This is a genomic window from Planctomicrobium aquicomposti (assembly GCF_051466325.1).
Classification (GTDB): domain Bacteria; phylum Planctomycetota; class Planctomycetia; order Planctomycetales; family Planctomycetaceae; genus Planctomicrobium.
The window spans coordinates 3,339,132-3,355,147 of record NZ_CP195792.1 but is presented as its reverse complement, the minus strand read 5'-3'; the positions used below and the strand labels follow the sequence as shown (position 1 = coordinate 3,355,147).

Annotated in this window: 13 protein-coding genes; 7 read left to right on the top strand and 6 right to left on the bottom strand. The window is 58.6% G+C overall.

The window, feature by feature from the left end; all coding sequences use genetic code 11:
• Positions 1–14: 14 nt before the first annotated feature.
• On the bottom strand, positions 15–581 hold the full coding sequence (locus tag SH664x_RS12910; protein ID WP_437201527.1) for a sigma-70 family RNA polymerase sigma factor: 567 nt from the start codon (positions 579–581) through the stop codon (positions 15–17).
• Between the two features lie 500 nt (positions 582–1,081).
• On the opposite strand from SH664x_RS12910, the gene SH664x_RS12905 reads away from it, so the two are divergent.
• The 4 genes from SH664x_RS12905 (at position 1,082) to SH664x_RS12890 (ending at position 5,180) form a co-directional block, all read left to right on the top strand.
• Positions 1,082–1,507, top strand: coding sequence for a hypothetical protein (locus SH664x_RS12905; RefSeq protein WP_437201525.1), 426 nt, complete (start codon positions 1,082–1,084; stop codon positions 1,505–1,507).
• A 168-nt stretch (positions 1,508–1,675) separates the two neighbouring features.
• Positions 1,676–2,641, top strand: coding sequence for a DUF1559 family PulG-like putative transporter (locus SH664x_RS12900; protein WP_437201523.1), 966 nt, complete (start codon positions 1,676–1,678; stop codon positions 2,639–2,641).
• Between the two features lie 274 nt (positions 2,642–2,915).
• On the top strand, positions 2,916–3,338 hold the full coding sequence (locus tag SH664x_RS12895) for a carboxypeptidase regulatory-like domain-containing protein (protein ID WP_437201522.1): 423 nt from the start codon (positions 2,916–2,918) through the stop codon (positions 3,336–3,338).
• Between the two features lie 372 nt (positions 3,339–3,710).
• Complete coding sequence (locus SH664x_RS12890) at positions 3,711–5,180, top strand: sulfatase (RefSeq protein ID WP_437201520.1); 1,470 nt, start codon at positions 3,711–3,713, stop codon at positions 5,178–5,180.
• 181 nt (positions 5,181–5,361) lie between these two features.
• Here the strand turns inward: SH664x_RS12890 and SH664x_RS12885 are convergent, their stop codons facing one another.
• The 3 genes from SH664x_RS12885 to SH664x_RS12875 all read right to left on the bottom strand — a co-directional run bounded on the left by SH664x_RS12885 (position 5,362) and on the right by SH664x_RS12875 (position 9,084).
• Positions 5,362–6,030, bottom strand: a complete 669-nt coding sequence (locus SH664x_RS12885; RefSeq protein WP_437201518.1) for a lysophospholipid acyltransferase family protein — start codon at positions 6,028–6,030, stop codon at positions 5,362–5,364.
• Positions 6,027–6,800 carry a hypothetical protein gene (locus SH664x_RS12880; RefSeq protein WP_437201517.1) on the bottom strand — a complete coding sequence of 258 codons (774 nt, stop codon included), beginning with the start codon at positions 6,798–6,800 and terminating at the stop codon, positions 6,027–6,029. The genes SH664x_RS12885 and SH664x_RS12880 overlap by 4 nt, the downstream gene beginning before the upstream one ends.
• Positions 6,801–7,095: 295 nt before the next feature.
• On the bottom strand, positions 7,096–9,084 hold the full coding sequence (locus SH664x_RS12875; RefSeq protein ID WP_437201515.1) for an alpha/beta hydrolase-fold protein: 1,989 nt from the start codon (positions 9,082–9,084) through the stop codon (positions 7,096–7,098).
• A gap of 307 nt (positions 9,085–9,391) precedes the next feature.
• Here SH664x_RS12875 and polA point away from each other — a divergent pair, with 307 nt between their 5' ends.
• Positions 9,392–12,127 carry a DNA polymerase I gene (gene polA / locus SH664x_RS12870; RefSeq protein ID WP_437201513.1) on the top strand — a complete coding sequence of 912 codons (2,736 nt, stop codon included), beginning with the start codon at positions 9,392–9,394 and terminating at the stop codon, positions 12,125–12,127.
• Between the two features lie 151 nt (positions 12,128–12,278).
• Here the strand turns inward: polA and SH664x_RS12865 are convergent, their stop codons facing one another.
• Both SH664x_RS12865 and SH664x_RS12860 read right to left on the bottom strand, forming a co-directional pair.
• Entirely contained in the window at positions 12,279–13,121 is an 843-nt protein-coding gene (locus SH664x_RS12865) for a purine-nucleoside phosphorylase (RefSeq protein ID WP_437201512.1), read from the bottom strand.
• Positions 13,122–13,220: 99 nt separating this feature from the next.
• Positions 13,221–13,352, bottom strand: coding sequence for a hypothetical protein (locus tag SH664x_RS12860; protein WP_437201510.1), 132 nt, complete (start codon positions 13,350–13,352; stop codon positions 13,221–13,223).
• 331 nt (positions 13,353–13,683) lie between these two features.
• Here SH664x_RS12860 and SH664x_RS12855 point away from each other — a divergent pair, with 331 nt between their 5' ends.
• Complete coding sequence (locus SH664x_RS12855) at positions 13,684–15,177, top strand: serine/threonine-protein kinase (RefSeq protein WP_437201508.1); 1,494 nt, start codon at positions 13,684–13,686, stop codon at positions 15,175–15,177.
• A 46-nt stretch (positions 15,178–15,223) separates the two neighbouring features.
• Positions 15,224–16,006 (top strand): class I SAM-dependent methyltransferase, encoded by a 783-nt coding sequence (locus SH664x_RS12850; RefSeq protein ID WP_437201506.1) that lies wholly within the window; start codon positions 15,224–15,226, stop codon positions 16,004–16,006.
• Positions 16,007–16,016: the final 10 nt, after the last annotated feature.

Here is a 16,016-nt window from a genome sequence, read left to right as displayed (position 1 = left end):
ATTTCCAAAGTCATCTATCTGCCTTGCAACGACGCGAGTCGACGCCGTACGCACATTGTCAGTCGACCCAGCGAGCGCTCGATCGCTTTATAGGTCGCGGCGATCGTCTTCCCCGTCTTCTGGGAGACTTCCTCGACAGATCGGGATTCGTAGTATCGCATGACGATGAAATCGCGGTACTGCTCGGGCATCTCCTGCAGGCACTGCTTCAGGGCGGAGAGCTGGTCTCCCAGATCCAGGCTGTTGCAGGAGTCTCGCTGATACGCCTCGGCCAGCATGGCTGCCGCACGGGGCTCGAGGATTCTCGCAAACCGGCGGTCCGACCGCTTGAGTTCACTGACGACGTTCACTGCGACGCCCAGGGCCCACGCTTCAAAACGGCGGGTGGAATCAAACGTGTCGAATCGCTCCCACAGCCGCAGTGCGACCGCCTGACAGACATCGTCGAAAAGCGTCCGGTCATGAACAAGCAACTGAACAAACCGGCAGATTGACCGTTCTGCCGCCACGTACATGCAGAAGAATTCCCGCCGTCGGGCTTCCTCGTTCACAATGCCGGGGCGAGCAGATGAGGCTGTCATGTGAGTGTGTTGATGAATGGATTGCAAATTCGACAAAGATTTGCGAAGGAGAGTCCGGAATCTCCGATTGTTTTTGTCGTGAATATCCGATTCATGTGGGGTCTCCGGGACCGGTTGTGTCGGATGAAACTCGCATTCCGGATGTGACCCCGCGGAGCTGGGGCTTCTGGTTGAGTTTGACGATTGTTTGGGCATGGAATGAGGTGAAACCATCGATTCACATGCTTTTTTTACAATAAAGAAATAAGCACGATGTAGTCGTTGTTTTCTTGTTGCTCATTCACTACAGTCCGCGTTTCCCGAATTACTGGGAAACACCGAGAAAGCATGTCGATGTTTTGATGTGGTGGTCAATATAACTCAGCTGTCAACTCTGTACCGTCATCAGTGCATTGCTTTTAGTCCTTGCGATTGAAGTCTTTGCAGTTTTTGTGGTGAGCGAGTTGGCAGCCGGCTTTCATGTCATTCATTCGGTTCTCGTAAAAATTAAGGAAGTACTTGTGTCGGACCAGCGGAAGAGTTGGGTGGGCATTGCGGGCCTGTTCCTCAGCCTGACGTTACTGAACGGGTGTGGAGACAGCGGACCGAATGTCCCCGTGAAGGGAGACGTCACTTTCGACGGGGCGGTGCTGAACGAAGGGAGCGTCTGCTTTCACGATTCCCTTGGAACAACCGTAGGTGTCGGATTCATCAAGGATGGTCACTACGACATGCAGCAGTCGATGAGTATGCGAGGCCTTCCGCCCGGGGATTATCAGATCTCGGTGATGTCCTGGATTGAACGTCCCGGGACCGAGACAGCGAGTGGCAAAATCAGTCCGGGTGTTTCGCGCATCCCGATGAAATATGTGGATCCCAAGACCTCCGGGTTCACCGCACATGTGGGCCCCAAAGGGGAAAAGATTGACCTTGCTCTTACCAAGTAGCGGGTCGCGTGATGGAGGGGCTGTCTTGAGAGGGCTCAAGAGCCGTGAGTTTCTAACAAGAGAAGGGCAAAAGAGTTTTGGGGCGGCGAACGCTTGTTCGTGGCAATCGATCTGGGCTTGTTGAGATTCTGATTTTTTTTGCTGTAAGTATCCGGATGGGAGGATGTCATGCGAGTGAAGCGCGCGGGGTTTACGTTGATTGAACTGTTGGTGGTGATCGCCATCATTGCCGTTTTGATTGCACTGCTGCTGCCTGCTGTGCAGCAGGCTCGCGAAGCCGCCCGGCGTTCACAGTGCAAGAACAACATGAAGCAGTTCGGACTTGCGATTCACAACTATCACGACGTTCACGGTGCATTCCCGCCGGGAACGCTCATGAAGGCCGGGCAGACCACCGGCGTCTGGGCATCCTGGGGATGGGGCGCGATTCTGTTGCCCTACCTCGATCAGGCGGGCCTTTACAACGCGATGAATGCCTCTCGTGACGACCTCGATGTCGTCCTTCGTGATCCCAACCGTCGCCAGTTGACGCAAACTCCTCTTCCGGTTTTCCGCTGCCCTTCGGACGACATGGGCAATCTGAACATCCTGCGTTCGTTCAATAGCCCTTACGGAAGTGCTTCGGGAACCTGGTCCGATCCCTACCTGGGAACCTCCAACTATCCCGCTGTCTGCGGAACCCGGTTGACCCGGCTGACGGTCTTTCTGACTTCCGGACGAGATCCCTGGGGGTGCATGTGGGTCGCCAACGGTGTGAAGTTCCGCGATGTCACCGACGGACTGAGCAACACCTTCATCATTGGGGAACGTGACAACGAGTGCCAGGCGTCGACCTGGGGCGGAATTCGCAGCTATGACGGGAACGGAAACATCGGCACACCGATCGTCCTGGGAAGCACCCGTGCCAAGCTGAACGATCCCCTTGTTGACACCGAGAATGGTTGCAATCAGGGCTTCAGCAGCCGCCACGCCGGAGGGGCACACTTCCTGTTTGGTGACGGTGGAGTTCGATTCATCAGCGAGAACATCGAATACATCCAGACAGATGCAGAAACCCCCGAGGCTGGACCGCGAACAGGTCTTTATCAGCGTCTGGCACGTCGCAACGATGCGCTGCCCGTCGGTGAGTTCTAGAGCAGTTGCTCTCTCCAGTCCCCGCGCAGCAAGAGGATTTGGACGGGCTGGGAAACCGGTTGTCCCCCGAGGGGCTTCCCAGCCTGCAATCCCTTCGTCCTGAGCGAGACGTCTGCAGGAGCGCATTCCGCCTGCTGCGAGATGGTTGGACTTTTCCGCGAATGTGCCATTCCCGCCTGTGAATGGACCCTTTGACTTTCTTCCCAAACATCAGAGGCCTTGGGCTTCTGATTTTCTCATCGGCTTTGCGTCGCAAGCCGGACAGGAGTTGACCTTGCAGAAACTCTTTTTATTCATGGGGGCAATCGGGATCGCTTTTGCGGCCGCCGGTTGCAATCGCTCGGACGATGGCCCGCCGGTGGCTCCCGTTTCCGGAATCGTCAAGCTCGACGGTAAGCCGCTGGGGGCAGCGTACATCCGGTTCATACCGACCGAAGGGGACTGGACGCATTCGAGTGCCAAGTCAAATCCCGATGGGACGTTTGAGCTGAAATATACCCGGTCGATCAAAGGGGCCGTTATCGGCAAGCATAAGGTGACGATTACGACCGCCAACCCGGACTTCATTGACGAGAAGGGAAACCTCTCGCCGATTCCCGAGGCCCTGCCCCCCATCTACCACGCGAAGTCGACTCTCGTGGAAGAAGTGTTGCCGAAGGGGAATGTGATTGAGTTCGATCTCAAGTCCAAACCCTAGCCCTGATCCCGGGGAAGTGTGGCGGCGTTTGTGTGGAAAATCTTAGTAGAACGCTTTGTTTTCCGCCGCCAGGACGCCAAACGTCAGTGAGAGTCGAACTAGAGTTGCTCGGTTGGAGCTGCGGATGCGGCGCCGCGCGGAAATGAGCGGTCGCTCTGCAGTCAAACAGTGTGAATGAATGACCGGTCAGGGCTGTCAGCCTGCGGATTGTGGTAATCGCTTCCGGATGGGGAAGCCATTGCTGGAATCTGCAGGCTTCGTTTCTTGCGCAACACTTGATGTAATGTCCGCCCGACACCCGTGTTCGAGGACAGTTTTTCTGGTGTTGCGCAGCAACGCGCTCACATGGCACTTACAAGGGACGATTGGCAAATGCGCAGCATGAGATGGCTCTGGCAGTGTGCGATGTTGTTCACCGTTTGCACCGGTGGCTGGCTGCAGGCGGCGGAACCGGTTCAGCATCCGAATATTGTTCTGATCCTGGCGGACGATCTGGGACAGCGCGACATCGGTGCCTTTAACCCGGAGACCTTCTACGAAACTCCCAATATCGATCGGCTCGCGACGCAGGGGATGCTATTTACCGACGCGTACTCCGCCAATCCGGTCTGCAGTCCCACGCGCTTCAGTGTGCAGACTGGGCGGTATCCAACACGAGTCGGGGCGACAAACTGGTTCAGCGGTCGACGGAAAGGAAAGTATGCCCCTGCCCCGCTGAACAGTTTTATGCCACTCGAAGAGACGACGATCGCGGAAGCGTTGAAGACCGCTGGTTACCGCTCTGCCCTTCTCGGAAAGTGGCACCTCGGGGCAAAAGAATACGCACCCGAAGTACAGGGGTATGAGTTCTATTTCCCGCAGGGAAATCCGATGCCGGATTGGCGCTGGAACAAGCTCCCCGAAGACAAACGTCCCGTGCGCAGCGACAAACTCGAAGACTTCCATACGCTCGTGCTTGCGGACGAAACATGCAAAGTCATTCGTGATTTTGCCAAGCAGCCATTTTTCGTCTGCATGGCGATGAACGCCGTGCACACGCCGCTGATTGCTCCTTCTGAAATCGTCAAAAAGTACGAAAAGAAAGCCCTCGCTCTGGAAGGGAAAGCCGAGTTCGCGCCCGAAGAACAGGTCTGGCCGGGTGATGACAAGCGTGAAACCCGAATTCTGCAGAAGCATGCGACGTACGCTGCGATGGTCGAGTGCATGGACATTGCGGTCGGTCGTGTCGTCAAGCAGCTGGAAGAACTCGGACTCGCTGAGCAGACGATCGTCTGCTTCGTCTCCGACAACGGGGGGCTCTCGACCGCAGAAGGCAGCCCGACGTCGAACCTCCCCTGGCGGGGCGGCAAAGGCTGGGTCTATGAAGGGGGGATTCGTGTCCCGTTCATCGTTCGCTGGCCGGGTCAGGTTGCGAGCGGCAGCATCTGCTCGACGCCGGTCTGCAGCATCGATCTGTTCCCGACATTCCTTGAGGCGGCTCATGTTTCGCAGCCCTCGGGAACTGAGATCGACGGCGTGAGCCTGTTGCCGTTGCTGAAGGGACAAAGCATCGCTGAGCGTGATCTGTTCTGGCACTATCCGCACTATTCGAATCAGGGGGGCTTCCCGGGCGGGGCGATTCGACGGGGGAATCTGAAGCTCGTGGAGCGCTACGAAGATGGCCGCGTGCACCTCTACGACCTGAGTACCGATCCGGGGGAGCAGGTCGATCTGGCGGATCAGAAGCCGGCTGAAGTGGCAGCACTCCGCGACTCATTGCATCACTGGTATACGGACGTGGGGGCGAAGTTTCTCGCTCCCTTCAAGGGAAGTCCGGAGCCGTGGTCCCCATCGCAGAAGTGATGCGCAGTCCGGGCACTTTGCTTCAGGCTACCCCGCAGTTTAGGATTTCTCGCTCGAGTATGGATGACCTGTTCTCGTAGCGCTGAGTTTTCGATGGGAAACGATCGAGACTCGCGCTGCGCAGGAGCGTCAAAAGCGCCACCACTTCTTTCGAGGAGTGAGTGGCCATTTTAGCGGGGACTCATTCACCATTGCGCCAGCGCTCTGCTTCGTCCACACAGGCTTGCAGACGCTGGCGGACCATGGCAGCAAACTCCGCTTCACGGCCCCGTTGCGTCAGCTCTTTGACGAGCGCCGGTTCGAGCGGTTCTCCGTAGACGACGCAGATCTTTGCAGGACGGGGCCAAAGGGCCCCGCGCGGCATCACACCGTCGGCACCAGCGATTCCCACCGGGACAATCGGGACGTCCACCCGTCGCGCGATGGCGAGAAAGCCCGGCTTGATGTCCCCGACGACGCCCCCGCGGCCGCGTGTACCTTCCGGAAACATGCCGACGTAGAAACCCTGTTGCAGACGATCGACTGAAAGTCGAATGCTTTCTGTTCCGGCAGCTTCTCTCCGAATCGGCATCACATACGTATTGCGCAGGATCCAGCCGAGCACCGGCACCTGAAACAGATTGTGCCGTGCGAGATAGCTGACGGGCCGATCCAGTCCGGCCGCTGCAAACAACGGATCGAGGAAGCTCTGGTGATTGACCAGCAGCAGGCAGCCCCCTGTCGGGAGATGCTCGAATCCGCGGACGCGATAGCGGTTCCAGATCACGAACAGCGGCTGCAGAATGCTTTGGCAGAAACGCCAGAGCCAGTTGCGCTGCTGGGGATGAGAAGAAGCGCCGACTGCGGTCATCGGATCTGAGGTCCATCTGGCAGCAGGCTGACGCGCGGCACTTCACCGGGGACTTCAAACAGCGAGATGACGTGCGTGTTCGTGGCGGGCTGGGCGGCCTTGCGGACGACGAACTGACAGAAGCGCGTGCCGTCCGAGAGCGATCGGACCATCGACAGGTCCTGTGAGGTGACCAGGACCCCTTCACCGTATTCCGCCTGCAAACGCTGGCAGGCCAGCTTCGCGAGATTTTCGGCAGCGCGGGGACCGCCAACCATTACAATGGCCCGCACATTCTCCAGCCGCCGCTGGGCACAGGCCGCGTGTTGCAGCGCCTGTGCTTCCGGGAAACGGACAGCCAGCAGTCCGACAGAGGGGGCGTCGATCTGATATGTCTGATCGGCGGTGCGGATGACAAATGTCGTTTTCGCGGCGTTGGGAATCTCGGCCGACAACCCGCTTTGACGGGAAGCCTGGTCAATGGATTCCTGAATCTGCATCGTGCTCAGGCGGCCCAGAGAGTCAGTTGTGAGCAGCTCATGAACCAGACTTTGCAGTGTCTGCTGGTCGAGTTGGCCCCAGATGGAACCTTCCCCGACCCGGCACCACGTCCGGCCATTCGGATAGATGGCGATCTCGCGTTGAGTCGGCAGCCCGGGACCTGAGTACCAGAGCTCGATGACCGGAGTTTTGGGGTCCGTCGGCAAGGGAATCGGCTCGGCTGCGCTGATGAATCCGCAGCTGAGGAATACCCAACTGACCATCCAGATTTGGAACCGCGACGCGGACATGGCTGTGCCACCTGACTCTCAAAATGCTGACCGGCTGTCTGCCGCCGCTGATGAGATCGGCTCGCCGGTAACGTTCAGGTTACCCCAAATCGCCGCGTCGTCACAATGCGAATCCTCCGTTCAACCGTCTCCGAGCGCGGGGAGAAAAGCCGCTGTCGCCAACAGGCCTGGGGGAGATTGCATGTGTGGTAAGTGGTTTCTCAGTGGTCTGTTGTGTGTTTTTTCTGGGTGCGCCAAAAAGAAAGGCCCCTGCACTGCGGGGCCTTTGCTGAGCGGGAGTGTCGGCCTACGGAGATTATTTCTCGAACTTCCATTGGGCATCGAATATTCCCGAGACCACAGGTTTCTCAGAGTAGCCGCCATCAGCATTTTTGCTGAACTGCAGCACCGAGTGGTCACCGAGTCGGGGGAAGTGGAGGGCGTTGGTGCCGGAGAGTTCGCTGGCGTGCAGCGACATTCCGGAATTGATGACGACATATCGCTTCGGGTTGAGCGGATTCGGGAAGATCAGCACGACGGCATGGTCTTTGGTGGAATAGGTTTGGCCGTTAAACGTGATCGAGTCTTTCGTCCACTGGAGCGGGAGTTGGTCCACGACCTTGGCCAGCACCGAATTGGAACCGGGGTCTCCCAGCAGCACGAGGTTGCTCTCCTGGATCTCTTTCGGAAGAAGGTCACGGTCCGCTTTGACGATGGGGCGGCCGCGGTAGTATTTGGCGAACTCCTTGTCGAAGCGTTCCACAACCCACTGGGAATAGTTCTCGAGATTCGGCGACCAGGGAGTTCCGGTCCCGCGGACACAGACGAATGAGGACATGAAGGCGTCGTCGATCGGCCCTTGCAGATCGTGTCGCTTGTGCAGATCGGGATTACTCTGGAACTTCGTGGCGGCGGCGCTGTCCAGCAGACTCCACTTCCCTCCCGCTTTCACGAAGTAGACGCGGTCTTTGGCGTTTCCTTTCGGAATCTCAATTGCTGCGGCGTTGTCGATGCGAATCTTGTCGCCCGCTCCGCGGACGATGGAAAACGCGGCGACGTTTTCGGTGGTCACTTCCAGCCCATCGAGCTTCTTCGGCTTGGCGGCATTTCCACCACGCGCATTCCGGGCGGGAACGTCTGGAGGATCACCCTTGGAGATGAACAGCGACCCGGCATAGGGAACCTCCACTTCTTCAATCGTCATCCATTCGCAGGTGTTGTACTTGAGAGTGTAGGTGACGAATTCAAAGCCCTTGCGTCCGGGAAACTTCGGCAGGCCGATGCTGTTGTGAGCGTCCAGAAATGCCTGGAAGGTGTCGCGGCTGGCGGGATCGAACTTGTGTCCCATGCCCGCGCCGACGATCACCGAGAGGGGGACATTCAGTTCGACCGACTGCTCGTACATCTCGCGCGCGGCCAGCAGCTGGGGATCGATCTGGCCGCCGTAGCCAACCATCGGGACCGCACTGAGATTGCGGGCGTAAACGATGGAGTCGTAGATGTTGAGTGACCGGTGCTGGAATTCAACGAGACGGTCAGTCTTTTTCGTGTAGTGATAATAGTCGACGAAGCCAGCCCCGGCCCCGGCCGAAGCCCAGCGGGAAGGATGGTGCAGCGCGAACTGCCACGCCCCGGCTCCCCCCATGGAAAAGCCCCAGATGGTGATGCGCTGGTCGTCGATCGGGAACCGCGCCTGCACGTCGGCAATCGCTTCAAAGACATCGGTCTCTCCCGCCCAGCGATAGGCATTGTTTCCACGCCCGTAGACCTCCAGCTGAATGTATTTCGTGGGCAGAACGGGATCTTTCTTCAGGCTGTTGGCGATGAATTGGGGTTCAGCGCTGGTGCTCTGCCGGCCATGCAGAACAACGTACAGCGGCCATTTCCGGTCCGCTTTTCCGTCGAACTCCGCCGGAATCGAAAGCACGTAGGGCTGCACCGTCCCATCGATTGCGGAACGGAATGCGAGGGGAACGCGTCCCTGCCGATCCCAGTTTGCTTTTCCCGATTTGATGGCGGCGACCCGTTGCATTCCGAGCTGCAGCACCTGTTGAGCCTGCTTGGCGGTTTCTTCTCCCTTGTAGTATTCCTCATGCTCCAGCAGCCATTCGACCGTCTTCGCACAGACCTCGGCGTCGATGGTGCCGCGCTGGGCGGGCGGAAGTGGCTTCAGTGCGGCCTGCAGTTCTGCGAGGCCTTTGCGCAGGGCCTCTACGCTGGCAGGCGCGGGTGCTTGAGTTTGTGCGGTGGCGAATGTTGCCGACATGAGCAACAGGAGCAGGCCGGTCGGGGCGATGCGAGACATGGTGGGCTGTCCATCAATGCGGTTGGATGGGTGTGGGACCCGGATTGTGCCACGCCCCCGTCTGCCGCACAAGCGAAGGACAGGCTTCAAGCAGCGACGGTATTCACTTCGGAGGGGGACCCGCTGGGAGGCACGTTTCGCGAAAATGTTCCTGCAGATCACAGTCTGCAACGCACTGACTGGTCAATTGCAGTCCGCTTCCCGACAATGGACCCCGCGGACACCAATGTCTGGTCCGCAGCCGTTCCACCCGCGCGCAATTCATCAGGGAGACAGTTCGCAGCCTCATCGCTCCGGACTGCAATGCATGGCCGAAACTCTCTATATCGTCGATACGTACTCACTGGTCTTTCAGGTCTATCACGCCATTCGACAGCCGATGACCGGCACGCGTGGACAGCCGACCAATGCCGTCTACGGATTTGTGGGAGATATTCAGCATCTGCTCAGAGACAAGCACCCGACGCACCTGATCTTTGCGATGGAATCCCAGGAGTCGGCGGAGCGGTTGGCGATCTATCAGGATTACAAGGCGAACCGGTCATCGATGCCGGACGATCTCCGTCCGCAGATTCCCTTCATTCTCGACGTGATTGCCGGCTATGGCATTCCGGTCATTTCCTGTCCCGGATGGGAAGCGGATGATGTGATTGCCACGCTCGCCGTGCGGGGTGCGGAGCAAGGGATGGATGTCAGGATTGTCAGCAATGATAAAGACCTGCGGCAGCTGATCAGTCCGAAAATCAAGATTTATCACATCCGCAAGAAGCAGTTTCTTGATGAAGAGCATCTGCTCCAGGAATGGGGCATTCGTCCCGATCAGGTCATTGACTTTCAATCCCTTGTCGGCGACAGCGTCGACAACGTGCCCGGCGTTCCGGGGATCGGTCCCAAGTCCGCGCGCACCCTGCTGGAGCAGTTCGGGGATCTCGATCAGGTGCTGGCCAATGCCGACAAGGTGACCGGCAAGAAGATGGCGGAGAATCTCCGAACCTTCGCGGATCAGGCCCGGATGAGTCGAGAACTCGTCCGCTTGCGGACGGATCTGAATCTGGAAATCGACTGGGGACTGGCCGCCGTCGGCGAGCCGGATCGCCGACGACTGCACGAGCTGTTTACGGATTTCGGATTCCGTCGGTATGCCGATGAAATCCATTCCCAGCTGATGGAGACCGGCATCGCTCCCCCGGCAGAGCAGCCGAGAAAATGGGTCACGATTGATCAGCCCGCCAGCTTCGAAGCGTTCTTGCTGCAGCTGCAGGCTCAAGCGACAATTTGCGTCGATCTGGAGACAACCAGCAAGGATCCGCTGCAGGCGGACATCGTCGGCTGGGCGATTTCCTGGCAGGCGGGAGAGGCTTATTACCTGCCGGTTGATGGTCCCAAGGGGACGCCGTTACTGAAGCCGGACGTTGTCGTCGCCGGCTTGAAGCCCATTCTTGAAGACTCCAGTCGGACGATCGTGAATCAGAATATTAAATACGACTGGCTGGTATTGCGGCGAGTCGGAATTGAAATCGCCAATCCCGGCGTCGATCCGATGATTGGGGACTATCTGCTCGATGCCGGGGCGCGAAGCCACGGGCTCGACGAGTTGTCAAAGCGCTATCTGTTCCGGTCGATGATCCCGATTACCGATCTCATCGGGAAAGGGAAGCAACAGCTGCAGATGTTTGACGTTGATGTCTCCCGTGCGGCCGAATACGCCTCTGAAGATGCCGACATCGCGCTGCAGTTGGCGACGATCATTGGCGACAAGCTGAAAGCGGAGAAGCTCTGGGACCTGTACTGGAATCTGGAACGTCCGCTCATCTCCGTCCTGGTTGAAATGGAGTGGAATGGAATCCGTGTCGATGTCGCGGAGCTGGAGCGTCAGAGTTACGAGGTGACCGCCCGTCTGCAGGCACTGATGACGCAGATTCACGCGGAGGCGGGTCAGGTCTTCAACATCGACTCTCCAAAGCAACTGGCGAAAATTCTGTTCGAGGAACTGAAGCTGCCGGTGCAGAAGCGGACGAAGACCGGTCCCAGCACCGATCAGGAAGTGCTGGAAAAACTCGCGGAGCTGCATCCCCTTCCCCGCCTGCTGATGGAGCACCGCATGCTCTCAAAGCTGAAGGGAACCTATCTCGATGCCTTACCGCAACTGGTCAATCGACGGACGAAGAATGTCCACACGTCATTCAGTCAGGTGACCGCCGCCACCGGTCGTCTCAGCTCCAGCGATCCGAACCTGCAGAACATTCCGATCCGCACGCCGGAAGGGAGCCGGATTCGACGGGCGTTTATTCCGTCGCAGCCAGGATGGAAGCTGGTTTGTCTCGACTACTCGCAGATCGAGCTGCGGATGCTCGCGCACTATTGTCAGGATGCGGCGCTGCAGGAATCTTTCCGCAAAGGAGAAGACATTCATGCAGCGGTCGCTGCGCAGGTGTATGGAATTCCGCTGGAAGAAGTGACCACCGCACAGCGGCGGGTGGCCAAAGCGGTCAACTTCGGTGTCATCTACGGTCAATCGGCGTATGGACTGGCGGCGACACTGGGGATCAGTCAGGACGATGCGTCCGCGTTCATCAAGGATTATTTCGAACGTTATTCGTCGGTGAAGAAGTTCATCGACTCCACGCTGGCGGAAGTCCGTGAGACCGGCTTTGCGAAAACGATTCTGGGTCGGCGGCGGGAGATTGTCGGCATTCGTCCCCGCTGGTTCGGGAATCTGAATCTGCCGGAACGGACCGCTGTGAACGCGGTGATTCAGGGATCGGCTGCCGACCTGATGAAACAGGCGATGATCAATGTGCACCACCGTCTGAAACGGGAAGGACACCCCGCGCGGATGTTGCTGCAGATTCACGATGAACTGGTTTTTGAAGCACCGGAAGATCAGGTGCCGTCGCTGCTGCGGCTGGCCCGCGAGGAAATGACAGGCGCTCTGGAACTTGCCGTGCCGATCGTCGTCGACAGCAAAGTTGGGACGAACTGGCTGGATGCCGCTCCGGTTCAGGAAGACGTTCCCCAGGCCCCCGATGCTGAGGTGGAATAAAGGCCATTCCGCGTGGATGTGGACTGTCGGTCCCGGGGTCACCCGGAAAGAGGACTGCTGCGCTTCAGCAGGCTTGGGCACCGGACGCAAGCTGGTGGTGACCTGGCCTGAACTCCGTGAACCTTCGTTCGCGGAAGGGCTACGCACAGGTCTACGGAGCTGGGGACCTGCTGACGTCGCTCTTCAGGATGCCTCGCACGAGTGCGCGGAGTTTTGGCTCCGCTGCCGCAGCGACCGCGAGGATTTCCTGAATGTTCACCGGCTTCAGGGCATCAGCCAGGCAGACGTCGGTCACGATGGAGATCCCGACCGTTCGCAATCCGGCGTGAACCGCGACAATCACCTCGGGGATCGTGGACATGCTGACGATGTCGGCTCCGATCGTGCGGAGGAACCGGTATTCCGCGCGGGTTTCCAGATTCGGACCGGCAACCGCCACGAGCACTCCCCGATGGGCGACGAAGTTCTGCTGACGGGCGATTTCGAGAGCCCTGTCACTCAGGACGCGGTCGTACGGGGCGCACATGTCGGGAAAACGGGGGCCGAGTCGGTTATCATTGATGCCGATCAGCGGATTGACACCCATCAGGTTGATATGGTCGTCGATCACCACCACATCGCCGCAGCGATAATTGGGGTTCATCGCACCCGAGGCGTTCGACACCACCATGAGCTGGGCACCGAGCGCTTTGAAAATGCGCACGGGGAGGGTGATTTGCTTGGGAGAGTAACCCTCGTACACATGGAAGCGCCCTTCCATGGCCAGGACAGGGACCCCTTCGAGGTGACCGCAGACGAGTCGGCCACGATGCCCTGTGGCGGTTGACCGCAAAAAGTGAGGAATCTCGGAATACTCGAACTCCGCCTCGATGTCGATTTCCTCGACCAGCCCGCCGAGGCCGGAACCGAGAATGATGCCGGCGTGTGGAGTCCGCTTCCAGCGAGAGCGGATCACCTCGCAACTTGCCTGAATCTGGTCGAACAGATCGAGCATGGGCGTGGCTCCGCAATTCGCAGCGGGCATCTTCCGACCGGTCAGCGACCTTTCGGCGCGACATTCAATCGAATGAACTGCCCGACTCGTTTCAGGAAACTACTTGGCGATTGGATTCGCGCACTTTTTGCAGCGCACTTTTTTGCCTTTTTTCGGCACCATCGCGCCGCACTTGGTGCAGCGTTTGGTCTTCCGTTCGATCTTGAACTTCGTGCGCGGACGCAGAACCATTTCCATAACTCCTGACGACACAGCAGGTTGCAATTAATTTGCAGCCCGTTGAAAATTGCGGAACGAGAAGAGTATCGGACAAAGGCATTTGATTCAACTACAACGGGTGGCTGTTTGCACAGGTTTTCGACCTGGTTTGCCTGACCGGAACATTCCGATGTGGGTGGGAGGCTCCGGCGATGTGGGGTGTTGTTCTGTGGCAGGCGAGTGGTAGCCGCCGCTGGCTCCATCTCGCTCTCGCTTTTGGCCGAAGCCTTTTCTCCGGCAGTGGTTGACGTCATGATGGAGAATGAATCACCCGGCACCGCATCACGTGAAAGCAGGTTGACGAATGGCGGATTCCGACCCGAATCACACGGACACAAACAGTCCCGACCAGACCCGACCGATGCCGGCGTTCGACTCCGGGAGTCTCCGACAGGTCGGTTCCGAACTGGGGGATTTCCGCCTGCTGCGCCGCCTGGGACGGGGAGGGATGGCGGAGGTCTGGCTGGCGGAGCAGCTGAATCTCCGTCGAAACGTGGCGCTGAAGTTGCTGCGGCCGGAACTGATGGAAGATGAGAATTACGTGATGCGGTTCCAGACCGAAGCCAAGGCGGCGGCCGGCCTGAATCACCCGAACATCGTGCAGGTCTATACCGTCGGCTGCGAGAAAGGTCAGCATTTCATCGCTCAGGAATACGTCCAGGGTCAGACACTGAAGGCCCTGCTGCAGCGCCGGGGACCGCTCGACCTGCCGCTGGCACTGATGATCATGCGGCAGGTTGGAGCCGCGCTGCAGACGGCGGGGGAACGTGGCATCGTGCATCGCGATATCAAGCCTGAGAACATCATGCTCAACCGCAAGGGAGAGGTGAAAGTCGCGGACTTCGGGCTGGCCCAGCTGCAGGGTGGGGATCGCCTGAATCTGACTCAGGAAGGGGTGACGATGGGGACTCCGCTGTACATGAGCCCGGAGCAGGTCAGCGGAAAGAAACTCGACCAGCGGAGCGATATCTATTCGTTCGGAGTGACCTGCTATCACATGCTCGCGGGACGGCCGCCGTTCGAAGGGGATAATGCGGTCAGCGTGGCGGTGAAACATCTGCATGAGAATCCGCCGCCGCTGCTGGATTTCCGGCCGGACCTTCCGCCGGCGGTCAGCACACTCATTCAGCGGATGATCGCCAAGAACCCGGATGATCGCTATGAGAATGCCCAGTCCATCGTGACCGACGTCCGCAAGCTCGCCAAAGCGATTCGCACCGGCGAGCCGATGGAAGAGTTCCTCACGACCGGCGAACTGCCGACCACCACGTTTCCGGTTCAACGACCGGCACTGGTCCTTCCCCTGCTCTGTCTGCTGGTCCTCCTGCTGAGTGCGGGAACGGGTTGGGCTCTGCGGCCGACACTCCCCGCTCCGCTTCCGGAAGGGAACCGGACAACGCCTGAAGCGACAGCCCGCGACCAGTACGTGAAGGCGATGCTCCGCGTGGATGATGAAGCCGCGTTTAAAGCGGTCAGCGAGCACTTTCCCGGAAGTTCCGACGCCTTGTGGCACCGGCGTGCGGAGGAACAGCTGGCGCTGCTCTATCTCAAGGATCCGAACCGTATCGACGAAGCCCGTGCCCAATTGGAGAAACTGGAAACGGCGGTTGTGCCGGGAGATCCCGTCCTGCGGGTGGAAGCTCGCGTGGGGCAAGCCTATCTGAAGGCCCGCAGCAAGGATTTCAAGGGAGCTGAGCGGATTCTGAATGCCGAATCACAGGATCTGGACAAGCTGACGGGGAGCTGGAGACAACTGGAAGAAGAAGTGCGCGAGATGATCAAGAGTTCCGCATCCTGAACCTTGGCCGAACCTGAATTCCTGCTGAAAGACTGGCAACACCCCGATGACAGACCCGATTCCCGCCAACCTTTATGATTACCCGAAGTATTACGATGTGCTGTTCGGATCAGACTGGAAAGCGGAGTACGACTTCCTGAATGCCGCGATCGAGCGCTATTCAAAATGCACCGTCAGCCGGATTTTCGAGCCGGCCTGCGGCACCGGACGCCTGTTGATCAAGCTGGCGCAGGCTGGCTACGAAGTAGCGGGAAATGACCTCAACGAGAAGGCGGTCACTTATTGCAACAAGCGACTGAGCCGCGCGGGCTTTGAGGAAACGGTCACCATTGGTGACATGGCCGACTTCAAAGTGAAGAAAAAGTTTCACGCCGCATTCAATATGATCAACAGCTTCCGGCACCTCGATTCCGAAACGGCTGCGGAGGCGCATCTGCATTGCATGGCGAATGCGTTGGTGAAGGGGGGGCTGTATCTGCTGGGCCTGCACTTGACCCCGACTGTTGGCGACCGTGTGGAGTCTGAGGAATGGGTCGCCCGTAAGGGAAACCTTCAGGTCAACTCACTGATGTGGTCGAAAGGACTCGATCTGAAGAACCGCAATGAAAAACTGGGAATGCGGTTTGACGTCTACACCCCCACGCAGCAGTTGCGGCTGATCGATGAGATGAATTACCGGACCTATACGGCGGAGCAGTTTGCCGACCTGCTGTCCCGCTGCCCCGAATGGGAGATTGCTGCGCTGCACGACTTCTGTTACGAGATCGATGAGCCGATTGAAATTACCCCCCGGACCGAAGACGTGGTCTTCGTGCTGCGAAAACGCTGACTGTGGATTC